The following is an 18,892-nucleotide window of genomic DNA, read 5'->3' as shown; positions in this document are numbered from 1 at the left end:
TGGGGGAATCCGCATGGGCAAGAGCAAGAGCGACCTCGCGCTTCCGCTGACCGAGCTGGAGAGCTACGGGCGCCGGCTGCGGTCCATCAAGACCCGTCTGAATCACACCAAGAAGCTCTTCGAGTCGTACAAGGACGACATAGGCGACGGCAGCGTCAATGACGCGCTCGACGATTTCGAGTCCAACTGGGAAGACGGGCGCGAGGACATCACGCAGCAGTTGGATGCGCTGGCGAGTATGTCCGATGCCGTCGTGCGCGAGTTCAAGAAGCTGGACGACGAACTCGCCAAGAAGGTGAACGACGCCATGAAGACCGAGGACAAGCGGGGCGGTAGGGGCAGTAAGGGAGACGGCGGGGGAAAGTAGACCCCCTGTCCGAGAGATGCGAAAAGGCCCCGGGGCCCAAGCCCCGGGGCCTTCTTCATGCGTGCGTCAGTGAGCGACGGCCGCGTTGAGGTGCAGGTCCGCCGCGATGCCCTGCGGCGAGACGGCGAGGCCCACGCCGCCGCCGACGCCGGCGGTGAGGCCGGCGGCCGTGGTCTCGACGTAGAGACCGGCTGCGGCGCCGGCACCCGCGGCAGCACCGCTCACCTGGCCGCCGGCGATGGTGTCCAGCTCGGCGTCGGACATCTGGGCGGTCTGGATCTGCGGGGTGAAGGCCATGGAGGGCGGTTCCCTTCGTTCAATAATTCGAAGTGCTCGAGCGCGACTGATCAAAGCACGTCGGAAGAAGGGGCGGCCAGTCAGTGGCTACGGGAGGGAGTTGGAATTCGAGGGGCGAATTCACGGGTGTGGCCTTTTGGTCACCGAGAACCCCACGGTCTTCACATCTTCTGCCACTTCGCGATACGGGAATGTGGCCCACGGTGCGGGAATCGGGCCGGGCTCGCCTTCCGCCCGCCCCCCTCACGACCTCACAGTGAACGGTGTGCAGATTCGCCGAATGTTCCGGATCGGCTCAGCCGACCTCGTTCTGCGCCACCGCCTGGCCGTGGACCACCACGTCACCGCCGTAGAACATGCCCGTGAACACCGGGGAGTACGTGAGCTGTACCTCGACCTCGACCTGCTCGGCGTTCGCCGCCACGCAGTGGGTCGCGCCGATGTCCGCGCCCGTCATGTCCATCTCGCGGGCGAAGGCCTTCACGCGGGCGTTGCAGTTCTCGAAGTTGATCGGTGCGGGGCCGCCCTCGTTCTCGTAGAGGGCGTCGCGGTCGATGTCCTGGGCGGCGTAGCGGGCGGCCTGTTCGGCGATGTCGGCGGCGCGTTCCCGCTTGGAGATGGACAGGCCGCCGTCGATGACGAACGCGGAGAGGGAGAGGAAGACGAGCGTGAAGATGATGACCGCTCCCGCGCCGGAGCCACGGTCGTCCAGGCGCGCGCCACGGGCCGCCCACCAGGACGGCCCGAAGGACCGAAGCCGTCTCATGCCGACCTCCGGAACGGGTCGAGGGGCGAGCTGAAGCTCGACGACAGGGTCGTCGGGACGTCGAGGCCGAGCATGGCGAGGCCCCGCACCTGACAGCTCACCTCGACGGTGAAGATGGTGTCCGGTTCGAAGCCCTGGCTGGTCTGCGTGACGTTCACCGGGCCCGAGCAGACGTCCGCCAGGTTCGCCTCCGCGGCCTTCCTCGCCTCGGCCATGGCGGTCGCGTGGTCCTTCTGGATCGACCCCGCGCGGGCCGCGTCCCGGGCCGCGCCGTCGAGCGCCCCGCGGCCGTCCACGAGTTGGCCGAATGCCACCAGGACCAGGATGAACAGGATCATCACCGGTGCGAGGATCACGACTTCGACGGTGGACAGGCCACGGTCGTCCGCGGACCGGCGGCCCTCGGGGAGGGAAGGGACGGACATTCAGTTGCCCTCTTCCTGTACGAACCGCTCCACCGGCCCCACCGACTGCGCGTGCACCGTCAGGTCCAGCCCGGGGAACACCGTCGGGACCCTCGCCGCGATCTCCACGCCCACCGTGTTCTGCTCCGGCTGCACCATCGTCACGTCCGGGGACAGGACCAGTTGGGGGCCGAGCTGGCGGATGTAGCTGTCCACCACGTCCCGCGCCTCGCCCCGCCACGCGCCCGGCTGTTCGTCGGCCGTGGCGCGGGCCTTGCGGGCTCCGGCCTGGGCCGCCGCCTGGGCCACGTGGTCCGCGAAGAAGTACAGGGCGAACTGCACCGTCGCGAAGATCATGAAGAACAGGACCGGGGTGAGCAGCACGAACTCGATCGCGGTCATGCCTGAGTCGCCGCGGGTGGCCGCCCGTTCCCGTGCGGCCCGCACCCAGCGGCGTACCCGTCTGCTGACGTCTGCCGGCATCCCCGTGAACCCCGTTGCTCTGATGCTCCTGATGGTCGAGGCGATCAGCAGGTCTTGCCCGCGTCCGCGCCCTTGATGCAGTCGCCGACCTTGTTGGCGCCCTCGCTCAGCGCGGCGTTGATGATGGCGGCCACGACACCGACGATCGCCACGACGACCGCGGAGATGATGACCCACTCGACCGCGGAGGCACCGCGGTCCAGCTCGCCGGAGCGGGCCCGCTCGGTGCGGGCCTGGAGGAAGGTGACCAGGAAGTCCACGGCGGGGATGCCGGTGTGGAAGTTGCGTCCGTTCATGACGTCTTGTCCTTTCGAAATCGGTTCACGGAGTTCTGCAGTTGTGAAGGTCGCTGCAAGGCTCATGCACGGCTCACTGCACCTGGAACACCCGCATCGCCGCCGGAAAGATCAGGAACACCAGGAACCCGGCGCACAGCAGCAGCTGCGCCACGAGCATCGACTGGGACTTCTCGCCCGCGCTGCCCTCGATCTCGGCGAGCTCGCGGTGGCGCATGGTCTCGGCGCGGGAGGCGAGGGACTCGCGGACCTTGGCACCGTCGTCCGCGACCAGGGCCAGGGAGGCGGAGAGGTCCTTGAGCTCCTCGACGCCGATCTCCTCGCCGAGCGCGCCGAGTGCCTGCCACTGGCTGACGCCGGTGATGCGGGCGTCGGACAGGGCGTTGCGGATGCGCTGGTTGGCCCAGCCGTCGGACACCTCGGCAGCCGCCATCAGGGCCTCGGGCAGACCGCGTCCGCCGGCGAGGCTCATCGACACCAGGTCGAGGTACGCGCCGATCACACGCCGCAGGTCGCGCCGCTTCTCCGCCGCGTCCCGCCGTACCTCCAGGTCGGGCAGGAAGAAGAAGACGACCGCGAAGAGCAGGGCCAGCCAGACCGGGATGATCGGGCTCCTGCCGAAGCCCAGGGTGTAGACGATGGCGAACAGGAACGGGCCGAAGAACAGGCCGGCCACGCCGAGCAGCACCTTCGTCGCCAGGAACTTCTCCCAGCTGCGGTCCAGCACCGCCAGGTCCGCGCGCAGCGAGCGCTGTTCCCAGCCCTGCTGGAGGTAGAACTCCGAGACGCGCAGGCCCACTTCGGCCCGCAAGGCGCCCAGGCGGCCCTTCTCCCGCTCGACGCGGACCGACTCGTAGGCCGAGCCGCGGGCCCGCATCGCGTCGATCCGCGCGACCTGTGAGATCGCGCTGCGCTTGCTGGGCATGAGGGCGCGCACGAGGGCGTAGATGCCCAGGCCGATGACGGCGCCGACGACGAGCGGCATCGTGAGGTCCATCAGCGTGCCCCTTCTTCCTGCGGCAGCCGCTGCTGGGACTGCGCCCCCGACGGCGTCCTCGGGCGGACGAACTGGACGGAGGCCTCGTCACGGACCAGGAAGCGCTCGGGCGTCTCGATGGTGGACAGCTTGCGCAGCCACCAGAAGCCGAGCGCGAACAGGCCGCAGACACAGGCCAGGACGAGCTGGCCGACGGCCGTTCCGTACGGCTCCACGAAGTCGCGGTTGAAGATGGACAGGCCGAGGACGAAGGCGATGGAGACCGCGACGACGATCTGCACCGACCTGCGGGTCGACGCGCGCTGGGCCATGACCCGCTGGCGCATGTCGACCTCCTCGCGGGCCGACTTGGCCAGGGCGCCGAGGACTTGGCGCAGACCCGGGCCGCGCAGCCGGGCGTTGAGGATGAGGGCCGCGACGATGATGTCGGCGGAGGCGTCGTCGATCTCGTCGGCGAGTTGCTGGAGCGCCTCGGGCAGCGGGGTGCGGGCGCGCAGCCGGTCGACGAGGGCGTCGAGGTGGGGCCGCAGGACGGGGGCCGCGGCGCGGGCGGAGGCCGGGATGGCCTGCTCCAGGCCCACCGCACCGGCGATGGTGTCGCGCAGGGACTCCGTCCAGGAGGCGAGGGCCTCGACGCGGCGCATGGCGGCCCGTTCCTCACCGGCTCCGCCGAACAGGCGGTCCCAGAAGAAGACGAGGACGCCGGCCGCGATGCCCGCGACCGCCCAGCGGGTGAGGACGAGGACGACCAGGCCGACGATGGCGGCCAGCGAGCCGCGCTGCCCGGCGAAGCGGATCAGTTCGCTCGCCCGCTCGGCGGCCTTCTGCTTCTCGTGGTCGGGCTTGGCGGGCAGCCCGCGGATGGCGATGAGCAGGAGGGCGAGTCCGCCGCCGACGGCGACGCCGCTCCCTATCGAGTACAGGACGGTGGTGGAGAACAGGCCGCCCATGGAGCCGAGCGAGCCGATCGCCGCGTTGGTCGTGTTCATTCCCGGCTCACCCCCAGGTCCCGGACGGCTGGTAGCCGTGTGCCATCAGTTCCTCCAGGCAGGCAATGGGGGCGTGCGGCACGATCCGGCCGTCGGGGGCCTCCGCGAACACCTCGCTGGACAGCACCCGTCCGTCGACGCCGTTGACCTCGCGGACGGAGGTGACCATGCGCTGGAGACGGCCGCCGTTGCCGAAGTTGTTGCGCCGCTGGATGAAGACGACGAAGTTGACCGCGCCCGCGATCAGCATCTGGCTGGCCTCGATGGGCAGCCGCTCCGTCGCCTGGAGCGCGTAGGTGGAAATACGGTTGAACACCTCGTGCGAGCTGTTGGCGTGGATCGTGGACAGCGAGCCGTCGTTGCCCTGCGACATCGCGTTGAGCATGGTGACGATCTCGTCGCCGAGGACCTCACCGACGATGACCCTGGAGGGGTTCATACGCAGCGAGCGTCGCACCAGCTCCGCCATCGAAATGGTGCCCTGGCCCTCGGAGTTGGGCAGGCGCTCCTCGAAGGCGACGACGTTGGGGTGCAGGTCGGGGAAGGTGTCGAGGCCGAGCTCCAGGGCCCGCTCGACCGTGATGAGGCGCTCGTGCGGCGGGATCTCGTTGGCGAGGGCCCGAAGCAGCGTGGTCTTACCGGCGTTGGTGGCACCGGCGATCATGATGTTCTTGCGGGCGCGGACCGCGCAGGCCATGAAGTGGGCGACCTCGGGCGACAGGGTGCCGTTGCCGACGAGGTCGGAGATGAACACCTTGCCCATGCGCGCCCGGCGGATGGACAGCGCGGGCCGCCGGGTGACGTCCATGACGGCCGACAGTCGCGAACCGTCGGGCAGGCGCAGGTCGAGCTGCGGGTTGGCCGAGTCGAAGGGCCGGGAAGACAGACCCGAGTAGGCACCCAGCACCTGGATGAGCTCGATGAGCTCCTCGTCGGTCTCGGCGACGGGGTCGCCCTGCACCTCACGGCCGTCGGCGTACCCGATGAACACCTGGTCGCAGCCGTTGATGTCGATGTTCTCGACCTCGGGGTTGTCCAGCAGCGGCTGGAGCCGGCCGACGCCGAACAGCGCGGCGTGCACGGCGGCCGCGTACTGCTCCTCGGTCTCGGCGTCCAGCGGCGTACGGCCCGCGTTGATCTCGGCGCGGGCGTACTCCTCCAGGATCTGGGCTATGACGGCACGGGCGTACTGCCGTTCGTCCTCCGTGGACATCGGAGTGACGCCCGCGGCCTGGTCCTGCCGGCGCTGCTCGGCGATGCGGTCGCCGGCGTCCTGGCGGAACCGCTTGACCAACTGGTGGTCGACAGCGGTCATGCGCCGGCCCCCGCGTGGCCCTGCATCTGGCCCGGGGCGTGCGGGGCGTGGTGGGCCTGCGGTGCCTGGTTGGCCTGCGCGGAGGCGGCCCAGGCGGCGCCGTACTGCTGGTAGAGGTCGGCGGCGACCTTGCGGGCCGAGCGGATCAGCAGCGACTTGTCGAGGCGGCCGCGCCTGCGGCCGGCCAGCTGGTCGGCTCCGGCCGGGTCGTCGGCGATGGTGCCGACCACGCGGGCGCCGGTCTGGGCATGCACGAGCATGTCGTTGACCTGCGAGGCGAGCTTGCCTGCCGTGCCGGTGTCGGCGATCAGGACGACGCCGATCATCGGGGTGCCGAGGCTCGCGGCGCCACGCGGTCCGCCGTGCAGCTTGCCCGCGAGGGCGGCGGCGCGGTCCCGGACGCGGGCGAGGGCCTCCGGCTCGGTGCGCGAGATGAGCAGCACGAGCGCGGCGTGCGGGAACAGTTCGAGGGCCGGGGTGTCCCCGCTGATGCGTCCGCAGTCGGCGATGACGTCGGCGGCGGCGTGCGGGGAGTCGGCGAGGGAGTTGAAGGCGTGCCCGAGCGTCGGCCACAACCCCGCGAGTCCGGCGGCCTGTTCGGCGATGCCGAGCCCGACGAGGACCTCGAGACCGCCGCTCAGGGGCTGGACGTGGTCCCAGAGCTGGTCGGGCACGAGGCCGCGGCGGGCGGTGGCGGCGATGGAGAGCATGCCGGTGTTGGGGTTGAGCGGTCCGCCGTGCGCGGCGGCACTGCGGTAGACGAGGTCACCGCCCGCCGGGTCCGCCTCGGCGAGCAGGACACGCCGCGGCCAGACCGCCGCGAGGGCGACGGCCGCGGTGGTGACGCCGGGGGAACCCTTGTCGGCGGCGAGAGCGATGAGCGCCATGGGTTGGGTGCCGCCTTCTAGTTGCCGGAGTTACCGGGGACCTGGACGAGAGCGACCTCGCCGTTGGAGGCGGCCTGGGCCAGGTCGGCGGCCTTGTCGCTGTCGACGGTCAGGGTGACCGCCAGGTTGGTGCTGCTGACGAGTTCGTCGCCGCTGTCCTTTGCGCCCGGGACGTAGGTGACGCGGGCGTTGTCGACGATGACGGAGTTGCTGGACGCCGACGACGACGAGGAGTTGCTGTTGCTGTTGGACGAGCCGGTGGCGGAGCTGACGCGGTAGGCCGCGACGGTGTCGCCCTGCTTGATGCCGGTCGGGTACTGGCCGGCCTTGAGGGACAGGCCCACCGTGGCCTTGCCGGCGGCGACACCCGCCTCGTCGCCGAACATCTCGCCGACGGCGACGACTCCGGCGGGGATGGCGTTGACGGCCTTCAGCTTCTTCAGCTGGTCCAGCTGAGCCCACTCGACGTAGTGGATGCTGTCGTCCTTGGCGACCATGACGGAGGCCGTGTTCGACGTGTTGACGGAGCCGCCCGCGGGAATCGCCTCGGTGACCTTGACGACCTCGATCCGGTCACCGGCCTGGAGCACGAGCATGGTCGCCCCCAGCGCACCCACCAGGATCAGCAGCACCGCGAGCGCGGCCAGTGCCGGTTTGCGCTCGCGAGGCGGGGTGGGAAGCCGGTCGCCGACCGACGGCTGAGCCGGAGCGGCAGAACGACCTGCGCCCGCCCCCGTACGCTCTTGGATCTTCACGCAACCGCTCCCCGTACACCCAAGAAGATGTCTGTCATGTGCCTTCAAATTCGGACACTTCACCCGCGTCGCCCCGCACGCAGAAGTGCGGGACGGGCCGGACGTACCCGCCCGACCTGGGCGAATAGCCAGCACTGGGGGTGAGTGTCAAGCCATCGCACCGTATCAGCCGCACATAAGCCCCTCAAGGCGCGTCCGGCCCCACGGGCCGCAGGCTGCGGCCTGTTACCCATCTGCAACGTCCCACCCGCCCAACCCGGCCGGGACCAGCCCCACATGACGTCAGCACCTGTGCGCGAGCGAATCGCCAGGGACTCCAACAGCCCCTGCCGACAGACAAGTTCGTCACCTACTGGCCATCAGGCCTGCACGATTCACTCACGAAGTCGCGCTGAGGCGTCGCGTGATCCTGCCCGTGAGGGTGAGGGCCGCGAGCTCATGGGCCCCTCCGGAGAACCGGCCGAGCCGCAACCGGGCGACCTGTAGCACTCGCGAACGGCCGAGTAGAGTGCCGCGCGGACATCGAACGGACCGCGGGGGACTCACCGGTGAGAGCAGTCACGACCAACAACGCCTGCACAAAGCGGATATGGGGGACGAGATACAGCGGCGCCCGCGTTCTGGGTCGGCTCCTCGCGTTGTGCGCGCTGACGGCCCTCTTCGCAACCGCCACCCCCGCCGTCGCCGCGGACTCCCCCACCCGGGCCGCCTACCTCGCCGACCGCCTGCGCGAGAACCCGGTCCACGTCACCGACCAGCTCCCCCGCGAGGTCCCCCGCTCCACCGCCCCCGGCCTCGCCCGGATCGCGAAGAAGACCGGCGTCCCGACCTACGTCCTGGTCCTGCCCCTGCAGGGCGGCACGGACGGCAGGCAGCTGCTCGGCGCCGTGCACGACCGGCTCGGACGGGACGGGCTGTACGTCCTCTTCGAGGGGCCGGACATCGCGGAGGCCAGGGCCTTCGGCGTCGACGCTCCCACCGATGCGGCCATCACCGTCACCCAGTACGAACTCCCCTACGACGCAGGGGTGTTGCGCAGCTTCGAGCGCTTCGCCGATGTCATCGCGCAGGGCGGCCAGAAGGCCGGCGCCCGCGCCGAGGCCGCTCGCGAGCAGCACCGGGAGGACGAACCCGCCGACCTGTACATCGGCCCGTCCGACCGCCAGAACCAGTCGTTCCTCACGGGCATCCTGCTCACCGGCGTACCCCTGACGATCCTGCTGCTCGCGGCCTACGCAGGGCGCGGACGGCCGAAGAAGCCCGTCCGGCGCCGGTTCGTCCTGGGCGCGGCCCTCCTCTCCGCCGCCGCCGTCGCCCTCACCGCCACCGTCGTCTTCGACCAGACCCGGTCGAGCGCGGCGAAGCCTCCCACCCCCGCCGACCTGTCCGCCCGTGTGGAGCGGGTCGCGGCGGGGCTGAAGCAGGACCCGGTGTACGCCGATCCGGAGAGCCTGCGCGTCCTCGACGCCCGGCAACTGGACCGGCTGCACGAGCGGATCCGGGACTTCCGGCGTTCCGACGGCGGCGGCCCGGTGTACGTCTCCCTCGTGCCGCAGACACCGGAGAGCGAGTCGGCCGGCGACTCGGGGCTGTTCGCCGCGGCCGTGCACGCCAAGGTGGGCGGGGACGGGGTGTACGTGGTCGCCGACCCGGACGACGGCACGATCGACGTCCACAACCACGGCCTGCGCCTGGACGGCAACAGCCTCTCCTTCGACGTACCGGACGCCATCACGCTGGGCGACAGCAGGGCGGACGAGGCCGGCGACCACCTCCTCGGCGAGCGCCTCGACGCGCTGATGACCTTCCTCGACGACACCCCGCGCACCGACCGGCCCTGGTCCGAGCCCGCGCCCCCCGCGGCGCCGAGCGCCGCCGACGAGACCGCCCTCCCGCCCTTGTTCTCGACGGACTTCTGGCCGGGCCTGCTCGTGGGCGCCTTCGCGGCCCTCCTGCTGTCGAGCCTCGTGGCCGGGGCGACATGGATCGTCCGGGCCCTGCGGCGGCGGCGCTCCCCCGAGCCCGAGCCGTCCGGCAGCCTGCCGCTCACCGCCCCGACCGAACCGTCCGCCTCCTACCTCCGGCGCACCGCCTACGCCGAACTCACCGCGCTGTCAGCCGGGTTCACCGACCCGGAGGACCGCGACCGCGCCTGGGACCACCTCGACGCCGCGCTGCTCCTGGTCGACGGCGACCCGGGGCGCGTGCGGCAGCCGGGGACGGACGCCGCGACCTTGGTCGCCGTCATCGTGCTCGCGCGAGCCGGCCGTGCCGCACTCGCCGGCGAACCGGCCGACCTGTGCTGCGGCGTCAATCCGCTGCACGGCCCCGCCGCCCGCCGGCACCACGTCCGCGTCTCGGCCGAGGCCAACAGCCGCCGCCTGCTGCCTGTCTGCCCGCTCTGCGGCGATGCGGCCGTCGCCGCACCGGGCGACATCCCGGGCCGGCTGCTGAAGCTGCCCGACCCCTCCCTCGGCAACACCCGCCTCCCCTACTACGACGTGACCGACGGCCCCCTGACCGCCGTACCCCACGGAATCGCCCGGCTCATCGACAAGGTGAGGGAGACCGCAGGTGTCCACTGACGCGAAGCGCGTGATCACCACCCTCGCGGCACTGCTGCTGACGGTGCTCACCACGACGGGCGGCGCCGTCGCGGCGGACGGCGACGGCCCGAGCGCCGGGCAGCGCATCGCGAACGCCCTGCGCACCTCCCCCGTCTACGTCGACGAGGCCTACGCCGAAGCCGTACCGCCGTCCCGGCAGCGGCAACTGGCGGACCGCATCCGCCGCACGGGCCTGCCCATCAAGGTCGTGCTCACCCCCCTCACCAAGGGCGACGCCTTCGACGGCGAATCCGACCTCCTGGCCGGGACGGTCCGCGACCGGCTCCCGGCACGGCGCGACCTCGTCCTCATCACGTCGGACGGCGACTTCCCCGACTCCCTGCGGGGCTACGAGTGGCCCGGCGACGCCCACCAGGCGAGCAGGGCCGTGGCGGCCGCCGGATTCCTGGACGAGATGCGGGACGCGGGACTGGCGGACCTGACCGCGAAGGCCGTGGACCTGGTGGCGGAGGGCAAGGGCGAGCAGCGCTACGAGGAGGCGGTGAGCGACCTGGACGGATCGGCCCCGCCCGCGCGGTCGGGGTCCGGCTCCACGAGCGGGTCCGGCTGGACCGGCTGGTGGCTGCTCATCGCCGTACCGGCCCTGGCCCTGACCGCGCTCGCGACCCGCGCGGCCCTGCTCCGTTCCCGCACGTCCCCGGCCGTCCCCCAGCTGGTGTTCGCCACCGCCCGCGCGGCCGACGAGGCGCGGGTGCGGCGCCGGGCGGAGGCGGAGGTACTGGCGCTGGGCGAGGCGACCCAGGCCGCCGACGTCGCCGCGACCCCCGGCCTCCAGCAGGCCCTCGACGTGTACGCCGCGGCCGGCACGGTCCTCGACGGGGCCCGGGGCCTGCCTGACCTCGCGGGCGCCCTGGCCCTGGCGCAGGAGGGCCGTGATGCCCTGGCCGGCTCCCCCGGCCTTCCCCTCTGCTTCTTCAACCCCCTGCACGGCCGCGCGGTCCTGCGCACCGGCTGGCGTCCGCTCGGCCGCCGGGACCGGCTCGACGTGGCGGTGTGCAAGGAGTGTGCGGACGCGCTGCGGGACCGCCGCGCCCCCGAGGTCCTCCCCGACACCGACGCGAACGGCCGTACGGTCCCCTACTTCGAGCTCCCGGCCGCGCGGAGCGCGTGGGCGGCGACGGGGTACGGCTCGCTGATGCCCCCGTCGGCGGGGCTCGGCAGGGCCCGTTGAAACGAGCACGGCTCCCTGCGTCCCGCGCCGGCCGGTCTCAGCAGGGCCGTTGATCAACCGGGCAGGCGGTCCCCGCGTCGTCACACCCTTGCCATCGCACCCGCACACCCCCCATGAGCCCCCCCGAGCAGCCACGCCATGATGTCCGCTCGAATCAGCACCGAGGAGCCCTCCTTTGAAGCGCGCCGCCCTGGCCGTCGTCTCCGTCCTGGCCCTGACCTCCGCACTGACCGCCTGCTCGGGCGGCGAGGACACGCCCACTGGTTCGCCGTCGGCGCCGAAAGCCAGGCAGATCACTCCGGCACAGCGGCTGGCGAAGGTCATCGTGACGAAGGACGACCTGCCCGGCCACAACGTGTCCGCACCGGAAGCCGAGTACGCCTTCGCCAAGTCCCCGGACGAGGTCACGGTCGACAGGCCCGGCTGTGCCCCGCTGGCCCATGCGATGAATCAACTCCCGCTCGGTGAACCGCAGGCCGACATCACGCGCAGTGCCGGGACGGGTTTCGGCAAGGCGAGCACGTACATCACTCTCGCCGTGTACGAGCCGGCGGCCGAGGCCGAGTCGGTGCTGGCCGGGCTGGCGAAGGCCGTGCCGGGGTGCGGGGACGGGTTCACCGCGAAGGCGGGCGAGAACACCACGGCCTACGACTCGGTCACCGCCGAGAAGGGCACGGCGCCCGGTGCCGTCGCCTTCCGGTCGACGATGACGTTCCGGGGTGTCACCCACACCCTGCACACCGAAGCCGTCCGCGACGGCGACGTGCTCGCCGTCTACTTCTCGGTGAACGGCTTCGCCGTCGCCGACAGCAGGCGGCCCAGCGACGCCAAGATGTCCGCGACCGTGGTGAGGGCGCAGAACTCCAAACTCGCGAGGTGAAGCGAATCCGGGTCACCGGAGCGGTGAACCGGGGTCGCACGCGGGCCCGGTGCCGCCCCGCCGCGCTGATCAGCGCGGCGACCGGTCCTCCCGCAGGGCCGCGAAGAGGGCGCGCGCCCGCCGCTCGTCCCACTTCACCGCGCTGCCCTTGGGGGTGCGCAGGTCCGGGTCGGCCACGGGCACGTTGAGCTGTCTTCCTCCGCCGCCGGTCGCCTTCCGCATGGCCTCGAACAGCGCCATGAGGTCGGGCAGTTCCGTGCCGTCGTCGACGATGAGCGTGTCGAGTCCGGCCCGCAGGGTCGGAAGGGACTTGGACGGGTCGGCGAGGGTGGAAGGTGTGGCCGCCTTGCGGGCGAGGGCGGCGAGGAATCTCTGCTGGTTGCGGGTGCGGCCCAGATCCCCCCGGGCCTCCTGTTTGCGCTGCCGTACGAAGGCCAGCGCCTCGGCGCCGTCGAGGGTCTGGCAGCCCGCGGGCAGGTTCGCTCCGGAGTCCTTGTCCCGCACGGGCCGGTCCAGGCACAGGTCGACGCCGCCGACGGCGTCCACCACCCCCACGAAACCGGCGAAGCCGATCTCCGCGTAGTGGTCGATGCGCACACCGGTGTTGCGTTCCACGGTCCGCACCAGCAGGTCGGGGCCGCCCAGCGAGAACGCGGCGTTCAGCTTGTCCGGCGCGGCCCGGTAGCTGCGGCCGGTGTCGGGGTCGACGTAGGGCGGGAGGGTCACCCAGGAGTCGCGCGGCAGGCTGAGCATGGTGGTGCCGTTGGCGCCGGTGTGCAGCAGGATCACCGAGTCGGTGCGGCGGCCCTCGGCCGAACCGGTGTTGAGGTCCTTCCGGTCCTGCTCCGACAGTCCCTCGCGGCTGTCGGAGCCGACGACCAGGTAGTTGGTGCCCTCGCCGGCCGGCACGCGAGCGCCGAGCGCGCCGAGGTCGACCTCCTGGTTGAGCCGGGTGTCGGCCCAGACGTACGTACCGGCCCCGCCGAGCACCAGCACGGACGACAGGACGACCGCGTTACGCAGGTACCTCCGGCCCCTGCCCGCCCGCCGCCGCGGGTTCCTGCTGCCTCGTCCGCCGCGGGGGCCCGGGCCGCTGTCGTAGCGGCCGGGGGCGGCGGGCGAGGGCATGCCGGGCAGCGGGGCGGTGCGGGTCGAGGGTGGGGGTACCCGGAAGGACAGCGGCGGGGCCCCTGTCGGGTCCTGCCCCGTTCGGTAGTCTCCCGGACGGTCGGTCCAGTCGCTCATCGACGCCTCGAAGGTGCTGTGGGGGGCTCTCGGGTCAGCGCATCGGCACACTCCTATACGGGACGGGCCCGCCGATCTGTTCAGCGGCCGTCCCGGACCGCTTCATCCGCTGCCAGCGCAGCCGGCTGCCGAGCAGCAGCGCCACCAGCGACTGGATGACGACGAGATACATCAACTGCCGGTAGACGACGATCTGGAACGGCATCGACCACAGGGCGCGCACCGGCTCGCCGTCGAGTCTCAGGGCGTAGCCGGAGCAGAGGATCTGCACGCCGAGGAACGCGAACCAGACCGCGGCGGACTCCCACGGGTCGCGGAACAGCACCCCGTAGAGGGCGTAGACGTCGATGACGGGCGCGAGCAGCGGCAAGGCGACCTGGAACAGCGCGAGATACGTCAGCCCGCGCCGCCCGAACCGCCCGGCCGGCCCGGTGCCGAACACGGCCCCGCGATGCTTCCACATGGCCTGCAGCGTGCCGTAGCACCACCGGTACCGCTGCCGCCACAACTGCCTCAGGCTGGTGGGCACTTCGGTCCAGGCGACGGCGGACTCCTCGTACAGCACGCGCCAGCCGGACCGCCACAGGGCCATCGTGAGGTCGGTGTCCTCGGCGAGGGTGTCCTCGCTGACCCCGCCGACACCGATCACGGCGTCCCGCCGGAACGCCCCGATGGCACCCGGCACGGTCGGCATGCACTCCAGCACCTCGAACATGCGCCGGTCGAGGTTGAAGCCGAAGACGTACTCCAGGTGCTGCCATCTCGCCAGCAGACTGCGCCGGTTGCCGACCTTGGTGTTGCCGCTGACGGCACCCACGGCGGGGTGCGCGAGCGGCTGGACGATCCGCTCGATGGCGTCGGGCTCGAAGACGGTGTCGGCGTCGACCATCACGACGATGTCGTAACGGGCGTGCGCGAGCCCGGTGTTGAGGGCGGCGGCCTTGCCGGCGTTGGCCTGCCGTAGGACCTCCACCCGCGCGTCCCCCATGGTCTCGGCGATGTCGGCGGTCCGGTCGCCGGACCCGTCGTCGATCACGACGACCTGGAGCTGCCGGTGGGTGGAGTCGAGCAGCGACCGCAGGGTCGACCCGATCCCGGCCTCCTCGTTGTACGCCGGGACCAGCACGGTCACCGGCGCCGACGTCTCCCGCATCCAGGGCGCTCCGGTCCGGAACCGCTCCAGGCGCCGCACATGGGCGCGGGCGAAGAGTGCGAGCAGCAGCAGCCGCAGCACGCCGAGACCACCGGCGACGCCGAGGATCCAGATCATGGCGGTCGAGAAGACCTGCCCGAGACCGGTGACGTGGATCAGCCCCCGCCCGAGCCACCGCTCCAGGAGGGAGGGGGAGGCGTACGGCACGAGCCCGAGCCCGTCGGACACGGTGGTGAACCGCTCGACGGCCCGGTTCTTCAGAAGACTGCGCGCCTCCTGATAGGCGCTCTCCGTCTGGCTGAGCTGCCGGACGATCCCCTGGGCGGGCCGGCGCGACCCCTTGTCGGCGGCGACGAGCACGTACCCGTACCCGGCGGCCCGCCGGGCGGCCTGCCACTCGCGTCCGCACAGGGTGTCGGGGCTGGTGGTGCGGGGCATCCGCAGCAGGTTCGTCCGCCGTCCGGTGGCCCCGGCGAGGGCGCTCTGGGTCAGCTCCAGCTCGGCCCGGAAACGGGGCGCGGAGGACTCCCCCAGCACGGCCCCGGTATAGGTATTGGAGCCGATCTCATGCCCCTCGGCCCGGATCCGCCGTATGAGCTCCGGATGCCGGGCGGCCTGGGCCCCGTGCACGAAGAAGGTCGCCCGCGCGTTGTGCTGCCGCAGCAGGTCGAGGAGCCGGGGTGTCCAGACGGGGTCGGGCCCGCCGTCGAAGGTGAGCGCGACGGTCCGGGCGGGCATCGCCCCGGTCCGTATCCCGTCCCGGTTGATCCCGATCACGGGCCCGCCGCGGGCGACTGCGTCGGGCACGGGAGCCGTACAGGGCGACCGCGCCTTGGCGGCGTCGACCTCGTGCTGGGTCCAGCCTTCGAAGATCAGCAGCGCGAAGACGAGGGGGAGGGTGAGGGCGAGCAGGAGCCAGTGGGCTCGGGGGTCGCGGGACTGTTTGTGCCGGGCCCGGGTTCTGGCTTTGGCATTGGCTTTGGCTTTGGACGCGGCGGGGGTCAGGGGGCGTCACCGCCTCCGGGCTCCGGCCATCGTCCGGGCCCGGTGTCCTCCGCGGGGTGTCTTCTTCCAGCGCTGTGGTGGGACGTCGTGGATGCCGCGGGCTTCGAATGCGCTTTGGTGCTGCGGGAGTTACGCATGGGGCGGGAGTGTAGTTTCGGGGGGCGGGCGGTAGGGCCGGAACGGCGAGCTTTGCAGGTGGACGGGCACTGCACGCACTAGCGAATCGGAGCCTGCCCGACCGCGCATGCCGGACTTCGACGGAGCCCGGGGCTGTCAAGCAGTCGGGCACGAACAGGACACACGACCGGCTCACAGAGAGCCCTGTACGTCCAGCATTATCCCTGTTCTCGCAGAAGTTCGCGCTGGTGAAAGCGGAAAGCTCACCGGTACCGTCAGTGCACCTACTGAACTTCTGTCTCTCACGGGGAGTCACTGTGAAGCGCCGCTCATTGCCCGTTGCTGCCGCGTTGACGGCAACGGCAGCACTGCTGTTGACGGCCTGCGGTAGCGGGGACGACAAGTCCGGCGACAACGACAAGATCGCAGGCGCCGGCCAGGCGGCCGAGACGCCGAAGGAGTCGGCGTCCGCCTCGCAAGCACCGGCAGGGGACAAGCCGGACGGCGTGGACCTGTCCCTGCCCAGCGACATGGACCTGGTCTTCGACTGGGACAAGCCGAAGGACAAGAACGAGGCGGCCGCGATGGATGATGCCGCCAATTTCGTCCGTGCCATCTACCACGGCGTGTACAAGCGTACGTCCGATGGAGCGGCCGTGACCGCCTATTCCACGGGCGAGGGGCTGCATTACGCAAAGACCCAGATCGACAGCAGGGTCGACGGCGGCTGGACTGCCACTGGCACTCGGCGCCACTACCAGGCCACCACGCGGTCTGCCCCGAACGGCAAATCGGTGGAAGTGGCGTTCTGCGTAGACTCGAGCAAGTTCTACGGAAAAGAAGTCAAGACCAAGAAAATCCTGAAGAGTGAGCCTAGCATCGCTGACTTCGACTACTTCAAGATCGTGATGGTCAAGTTCCCCACTGACCAGGGCCTATGGCAGGCGTCCAAGGTGTTCGTCGAGGCCAAGGCGGCAAAGTGCCAGTGAATAGGGTCTGGAGAAGCCCCATCCGCACGAGCACGGTTGCTCTATCGCTGATTCTCGGGGCTCTCGTACTTACGCAACCGGCCTACGGAGTGGAACCGACGGGCAACAACCAGGGTGCAAGCACCGAACAGGCCGGCGGCGGCGACAAGAGCGGTATCTTCGCTGCCGCCCGCATCCAGTACTCCGGATCCGTAGCCAAGGGCGGCGGCACCGGAAACGTGACATCCTCAGACGTCAACTGGACGCCCCCGCCCTGCTGGTATGCCCCGTACCTCGGCGCCAAGGAATTCAAGAAGGAGATGTCGAAGCACATTGACAGCCAGCTGAAGGCACCCGGCATGGGCGGGACCGCGGGTTCGGCAATCGGCGAGACGAAGCGCCACTACGAGGACGAGTACGGCTGGACCGACACTCCCGGCTACAAGGACTACAACGTCGAGAACGACGGCAAGGGCATGTTCTGGGCCGGCGTCGAGAACCCCGACGAGCCGGACTACCTCAAGCGGACCTCGTGCACCGATCTCCCCTTCTGGGTGGAGAACGGCGATGCACCGCCGCCCCAGTACGAAGAGGCCATCTCACCGGAGATACTCGCCGCTCTCGCATACCAGCACATGCAGCTGCCCGATACCAAGGTCACCCTCGCCCCCGAGGCCAACACCAAGGTGAACCTGCCGACCTGGGCCTGGCTCGACAAGGCCGTCTTCGACGAGGTCCAGGCGACGGCGGCGCTCAACGTCCCCGGCTTCAACATCCAGGCCACCACCACCGCCAGGCCGGTGTCCCTCAAGCTGGAGCCGGGCACCGAGGACGCCGTGACGTACCCGGCCTCGGGCGAGTGCGTCCTCAACGCCGACGACTCCATCGGCGAGCCCTACGCCAAGGGGAAGGCCGACGAGACGCCGCCGTGCGGAATCAGGTACCTCCGCTCCTCCGGCGACGGCACGTACAAGCTCCGGGCCACCATCACGTGGGACATCAACTGGACCGGCAGCGGCGGTGCGGGCGGAGACCTCCCGAACGGCACCTTCGGCAACGAACAAGCGGTCACCGTCCAGGAGATCCAGGCCGTCAACCGGTAGGCCGGGGCTCTCACAGACCGGGCCAAGCCGTGCCGCGCGGCGGACAATTTTTCCGCTGCGCGGCACGGCCCGGCATCATTCCGGGCAGGCCCCACTCACCCTGAGTGCGGCGCCGTCGCGAACTCCTCCGCGGCCGGGAGCAGATCGGTGATCAGCTGCCAGACCTTCTTGGCATCGACCCGGACCAGCCTGAGCGGCGTGTTTTCATCCACCTGGCCGGGCAGTATCGGCTCTGCCGGTAGTTCACGGTGCCAGTAGCCGAGGGGGCCGCAGACCCACACCGCGAATCCGCGCACCTGCCGGGCAGGGGCCCCTTCGTCGTGCCCCTGCCACGCAGCGGACATTCGCCAGCTGGAACGCATCCCGGCGATCAAGCGCGCAAGGATACTGAGTTGAGACTTCCGGGTGAGGCCGGCACCTTTCAGCGCTTCTGCCACCAGGTCGGTGCCCTCCTCGGCCGTCAGACCCTGAAGGCGGTCCAGGCAGCAGGACCCGGTGCCGCACCTGCGGGGCAGAGGCCCCTTCCGGGGCGAGACGGGCCGCGACCTCCTCCAGGGCCAGCACGTACACAGCCGCCTGCCGGGCCGCAGCCCCGACCTTCGCCGGGTCCGCCGAACCGTCAGCAGGGGGAAGAACTTGATCTCCACGACCGTCCAGCCGCCGTCCGGATGGACCACCACGCGTCCGGCTCCAGGAACGCGGGGGGCCCGCGACGTCCAGCGCGAGCATCGGATGGTCGACACCGCCCCCGTATGCTTCCCCGGCGATGCCGTAAATCAACTTCCGAGAAATAGCAGGCACCACCAGTCAACGGGGCGGAAGCGAACATGGGGTCCACGCCGGGCGACGACGCCAAGTTGAGGAAGCGGGCAGAACAGCTGCGGGATTGTGCGCGGGAAGCGCGGGCGCTTGCCCGTAAGTTGGGGCCGTACCCCGACAACGCCGTGAAGAAGGGCCACCCCACGCGCGGCCGCCTTCCACACCGGAGGCGACGAGGGCGCGATCTGGGAGAGCCCTTTCGCCGACGAGTGCACCGCCAGACTCCAGCGAAGACAGCGCACGTTGAA

At 70.9% G+C, this 18,892-nt stretch carries 19 protein-coding genes and 1 pseudogene; 6 read left to right on the top strand and 14 right to left on the bottom strand.

Annotated features, from left to right (window positions below; all coding sequences use genetic code 11):
* Positions 1-13 precede the first annotated feature (13 nt).
* Complete coding sequence (locus HNR57_RS10175) at positions 14-367, top strand: hypothetical protein (protein ID WP_184559116.1); 354 nt, start codon at positions 14-16, stop codon at positions 365-367.
* 66 nt (positions 368-433) lie between these two features.
* Here the strand turns inward: HNR57_RS10175 and HNR57_RS10170 are convergent, their stop codons facing one another.
* The 10 genes from HNR57_RS10170 to HNR57_RS10125 form a co-directional block, all read right to left on the bottom strand.
* Positions 434-664, bottom strand: coding sequence for a hypothetical protein (locus HNR57_RS10170; protein ID WP_184559114.1), 231 nt, complete (start codon positions 662-664; stop codon positions 434-436).
* A gap of 295 nt (positions 665-959) precedes the next feature.
* Positions 960-1,430 (bottom strand): pilus assembly protein TadG-related protein, encoded by a 471-nt coding sequence (locus HNR57_RS10165; protein ID WP_184559113.1) that lies wholly within the window; start codon positions 1,428-1,430, stop codon positions 960-962.
* Positions 1,427-1,855, bottom strand: coding sequence for a TadE/TadG family type IV pilus assembly protein (locus HNR57_RS10160; protein WP_184559111.1), 429 nt, complete (start codon positions 1,853-1,855; stop codon positions 1,427-1,429). The genes HNR57_RS10165 and HNR57_RS10160 overlap by 4 nt, the downstream gene beginning before the upstream one ends.
* The gene (locus HNR57_RS10155) at positions 1,856-2,317 is read right to left on the bottom strand and encodes a TadE family protein (protein ID WP_097219035.1); all 462 of its coding nucleotides are present in this window, start codon (positions 2,315-2,317) and stop codon (positions 1,856-1,858) included.
* 44 nt (positions 2,318-2,361) lie between these two features.
* Positions 2,362-2,613: a hypothetical protein gene (locus HNR57_RS10150; RefSeq protein WP_010041603.1), complete on the bottom strand. Its 252-nt coding sequence runs from the start codon at positions 2,611-2,613 to the stop codon at positions 2,362-2,364.
* A gap of 73 nt (positions 2,614-2,686) precedes the next feature.
* Positions 2,687-3,610: a type II secretion system F family protein gene (locus HNR57_RS10145; protein WP_184559109.1), complete on the bottom strand. Its 924-nt coding sequence runs from the start codon at positions 3,608-3,610 to the stop codon at positions 2,687-2,689.
* On the bottom strand, positions 3,610-4,560 hold the full coding sequence (locus HNR57_RS10140; protein ID WP_184560326.1) for a type II secretion system F family protein: 951 nt from the start codon (positions 4,558-4,560) through the stop codon (positions 3,610-3,612). Before HNR57_RS10140 ends, HNR57_RS10145 begins: the two co-directional genes overlap by 1 nt.
* A 46-nt stretch (positions 4,561-4,606) precedes the next feature.
* Positions 4,607-5,914: a TadA family conjugal transfer-associated ATPase gene (locus HNR57_RS10135; protein ID WP_184559106.1), complete on the bottom strand. Its 1,308-nt coding sequence runs from the start codon at positions 5,912-5,914 to the stop codon at positions 4,607-4,609.
* On the bottom strand, positions 5,911-6,801 hold the full coding sequence (locus HNR57_RS10130; protein ID WP_184559104.1) for a hypothetical protein: 891 nt from the start codon (positions 6,799-6,801) through the stop codon (positions 5,911-5,913). The genes HNR57_RS10135 and HNR57_RS10130 overlap by 4 nt, the downstream gene beginning before the upstream one ends.
* Positions 6,802-6,818: 17 nt before the next feature.
* Positions 6,819-7,556 carry a hypothetical protein gene (locus tag HNR57_RS10125; protein WP_184559102.1) on the bottom strand — a complete coding sequence of 246 codons (738 nt, stop codon included), beginning with the start codon at positions 7,554-7,556 and terminating at the stop codon, positions 6,819-6,821.
* Positions 7,557-8,104: 548 nt separating this feature from the next.
* Here HNR57_RS10125 and HNR57_RS10120 point away from each other — a divergent pair.
* From HNR57_RS10120 to HNR57_RS10110, 3 genes are all read left to right on the top strand, one after another.
* The gene (locus tag HNR57_RS10120; RefSeq protein ID WP_313673287.1) at positions 8,105-10,141 is read left to right on the top strand and encodes a hypothetical protein; all 2,037 of its coding nucleotides are present in this window, start codon (positions 8,105-8,107) and stop codon (positions 10,139-10,141) included.
* Positions 10,131-11,354: a hypothetical protein gene (locus HNR57_RS10115; protein WP_184559100.1), complete on the top strand. Its 1,224-nt coding sequence runs from the start codon at positions 10,131-10,133 to the stop codon at positions 11,352-11,354. Before HNR57_RS10120 ends, HNR57_RS10115 begins: the two co-directional genes overlap by 11 nt.
* A 175-nt stretch (positions 11,355-11,529) precedes the next feature.
* Complete coding sequence (locus HNR57_RS10110) at positions 11,530-12,234, top strand: hypothetical protein (protein ID WP_184559098.1); 705 nt, start codon at positions 11,530-11,532, stop codon at positions 12,232-12,234.
* A gap of 69 nt (positions 12,235-12,303) precedes the next feature.
* Here HNR57_RS10110 and HNR57_RS10105 read toward each other — a convergent pair whose 3' ends face one another.
* Positions 12,304-13,362, bottom strand: coding sequence for an LCP family protein (locus HNR57_RS10105; RefSeq protein WP_425583469.1), 1,059 nt, complete (start codon positions 13,360-13,362; stop codon positions 12,304-12,306).
* Between the two features lie 151 nt (positions 13,363-13,513).
* Entirely contained in the window at positions 13,514-15,544 is a 2,031-nt protein-coding gene (locus HNR57_RS10100) for a bifunctional polysaccharide deacetylase/glycosyltransferase family 2 protein (RefSeq protein WP_246554505.1), read from the bottom strand.
* A gap of 527 nt (positions 15,545-16,071) precedes the next feature.
* On the opposite strand from HNR57_RS10100, the gene HNR57_RS10095 reads away from it, so the two are divergent.
* The gene (locus HNR57_RS10095; RefSeq protein ID WP_184559092.1) at positions 16,072-16,743 is read left to right on the top strand and encodes a hypothetical protein; all 672 of its coding nucleotides are present in this window, start codon (positions 16,072-16,074) and stop codon (positions 16,741-16,743) included.
* Positions 16,740-17,825: a hypothetical protein gene (locus tag HNR57_RS10090; protein WP_184560322.1), complete on the top strand. Its 1,086-nt coding sequence runs from the start codon at positions 16,740-16,742 to the stop codon at positions 17,823-17,825. Before HNR57_RS10095 ends, HNR57_RS10090 begins: the two co-directional genes overlap by 4 nt.
* 95 nt (positions 17,826-17,920) lie before the next feature.
* Here the strand turns inward: HNR57_RS10090 and HNR57_RS10085 are convergent, their stop codons facing one another.
* Both HNR57_RS10085 and HNR57_RS39460 read right to left on the bottom strand, forming a co-directional pair.
* The gene (locus tag HNR57_RS10085; protein ID WP_246554607.1) at positions 17,921-18,262 is read right to left on the bottom strand and encodes a hypothetical protein; all 342 of its coding nucleotides are present in this window, start codon (positions 18,260-18,262) and stop codon (positions 17,921-17,923) included.
* A gap of 36 nt (positions 18,263-18,298) precedes the next feature.
* Positions 18,299-18,566, bottom strand: a pseudogene (locus tag HNR57_RS39460) (hypothetical protein); the annotation flags it as partial.
* Positions 18,567-18,892: the final 326 nt, after the last annotated feature.

Origin of the sequence: Streptomyces paradoxus (genome assembly GCF_014202475.1) — a bacterium.
GTDB classification, from domain to species: Bacteria; Actinomycetota; Actinomycetes; order Streptomycetales; family Streptomycetaceae; genus Streptomyces; species Streptomyces paradoxus.
Note: the sequence above shows the minus strand (reverse complement) of the source record. Positions and strands in the feature narration are given on the sequence as shown.

What these genes read in the sequence shown, in the direction of transcription:
- HNR57_RS10160 (WP_184559111.1), bottom strand. Translation starts at nt 1,855, where the DNA reads ATGTCCGTCCCTTCCCTCCCCGAGGGCCGCCGGTCCGCGGACGACCGT.
- HNR57_RS10165 (WP_184559113.1), bottom strand. Translation starts at nt 1,430, where the DNA reads ATGAGACGGCTTCGGTCCTTCGGGCCGTCCTGGTGGGCGGCCCGTGGC.
- HNR57_RS10145 (WP_184559109.1), bottom strand. Translation starts at nt 3,610, where the DNA reads ATGGACCTCACGATGCCGCTCGTCGTCGGCGCCGTCATCGGCCTGGGC.
- HNR57_RS10170 (WP_184559114.1), bottom strand. Translation starts at nt 664, where the DNA reads ATGGCCTTCACCCCGCAGATCCAGACCGCCCAGATGTCCGACGCCGAG.
- HNR57_RS10155 (WP_097219035.1), bottom strand. Translation starts at nt 2,317, where the DNA reads ATGCCGGCAGACGTCAGCAGACGGGTACGCCGCTGGGTGCGGGCCGCA.
- HNR57_RS10135 (WP_184559106.1), bottom strand. Translation starts at nt 5,914, where the DNA reads ATGACCGCTGTCGACCACCAGTTGGTCAAGCGGTTCCGCCAGGACGCC.
- HNR57_RS10150 (WP_010041603.1), bottom strand. Translation starts at nt 2,613, where the DNA reads ATGAACGGACGCAACTTCCACACCGGCATCCCCGCCGTGGACTTCCTG.
- HNR57_RS10130 (WP_184559104.1), bottom strand. Translation starts at nt 6,801, where the DNA reads ATGGCGCTCATCGCTCTCGCCGCCGACAAGGGTTCCCCCGGCGTCACC.
- HNR57_RS10175 (WP_184559116.1), top strand. Translation starts at nt 14, where the DNA reads ATGGGCAAGAGCAAGAGCGACCTCGCGCTTCCGCTGACCGAGCTGGAG.
- HNR57_RS10140 (WP_184560326.1), bottom strand. Translation starts at nt 4,560, where the DNA reads ATGGGCGGCCTGTTCTCCACCACCGTCCTGTACTCGATAGGGAGCGGC.
- HNR57_RS10105 (WP_425583469.1), bottom strand. Translation starts at nt 13,362, where the DNA reads ATGCCCTCGCCCGCCGCCCCCGGCCGCTACGACAGCGGCCCGGGCCCC.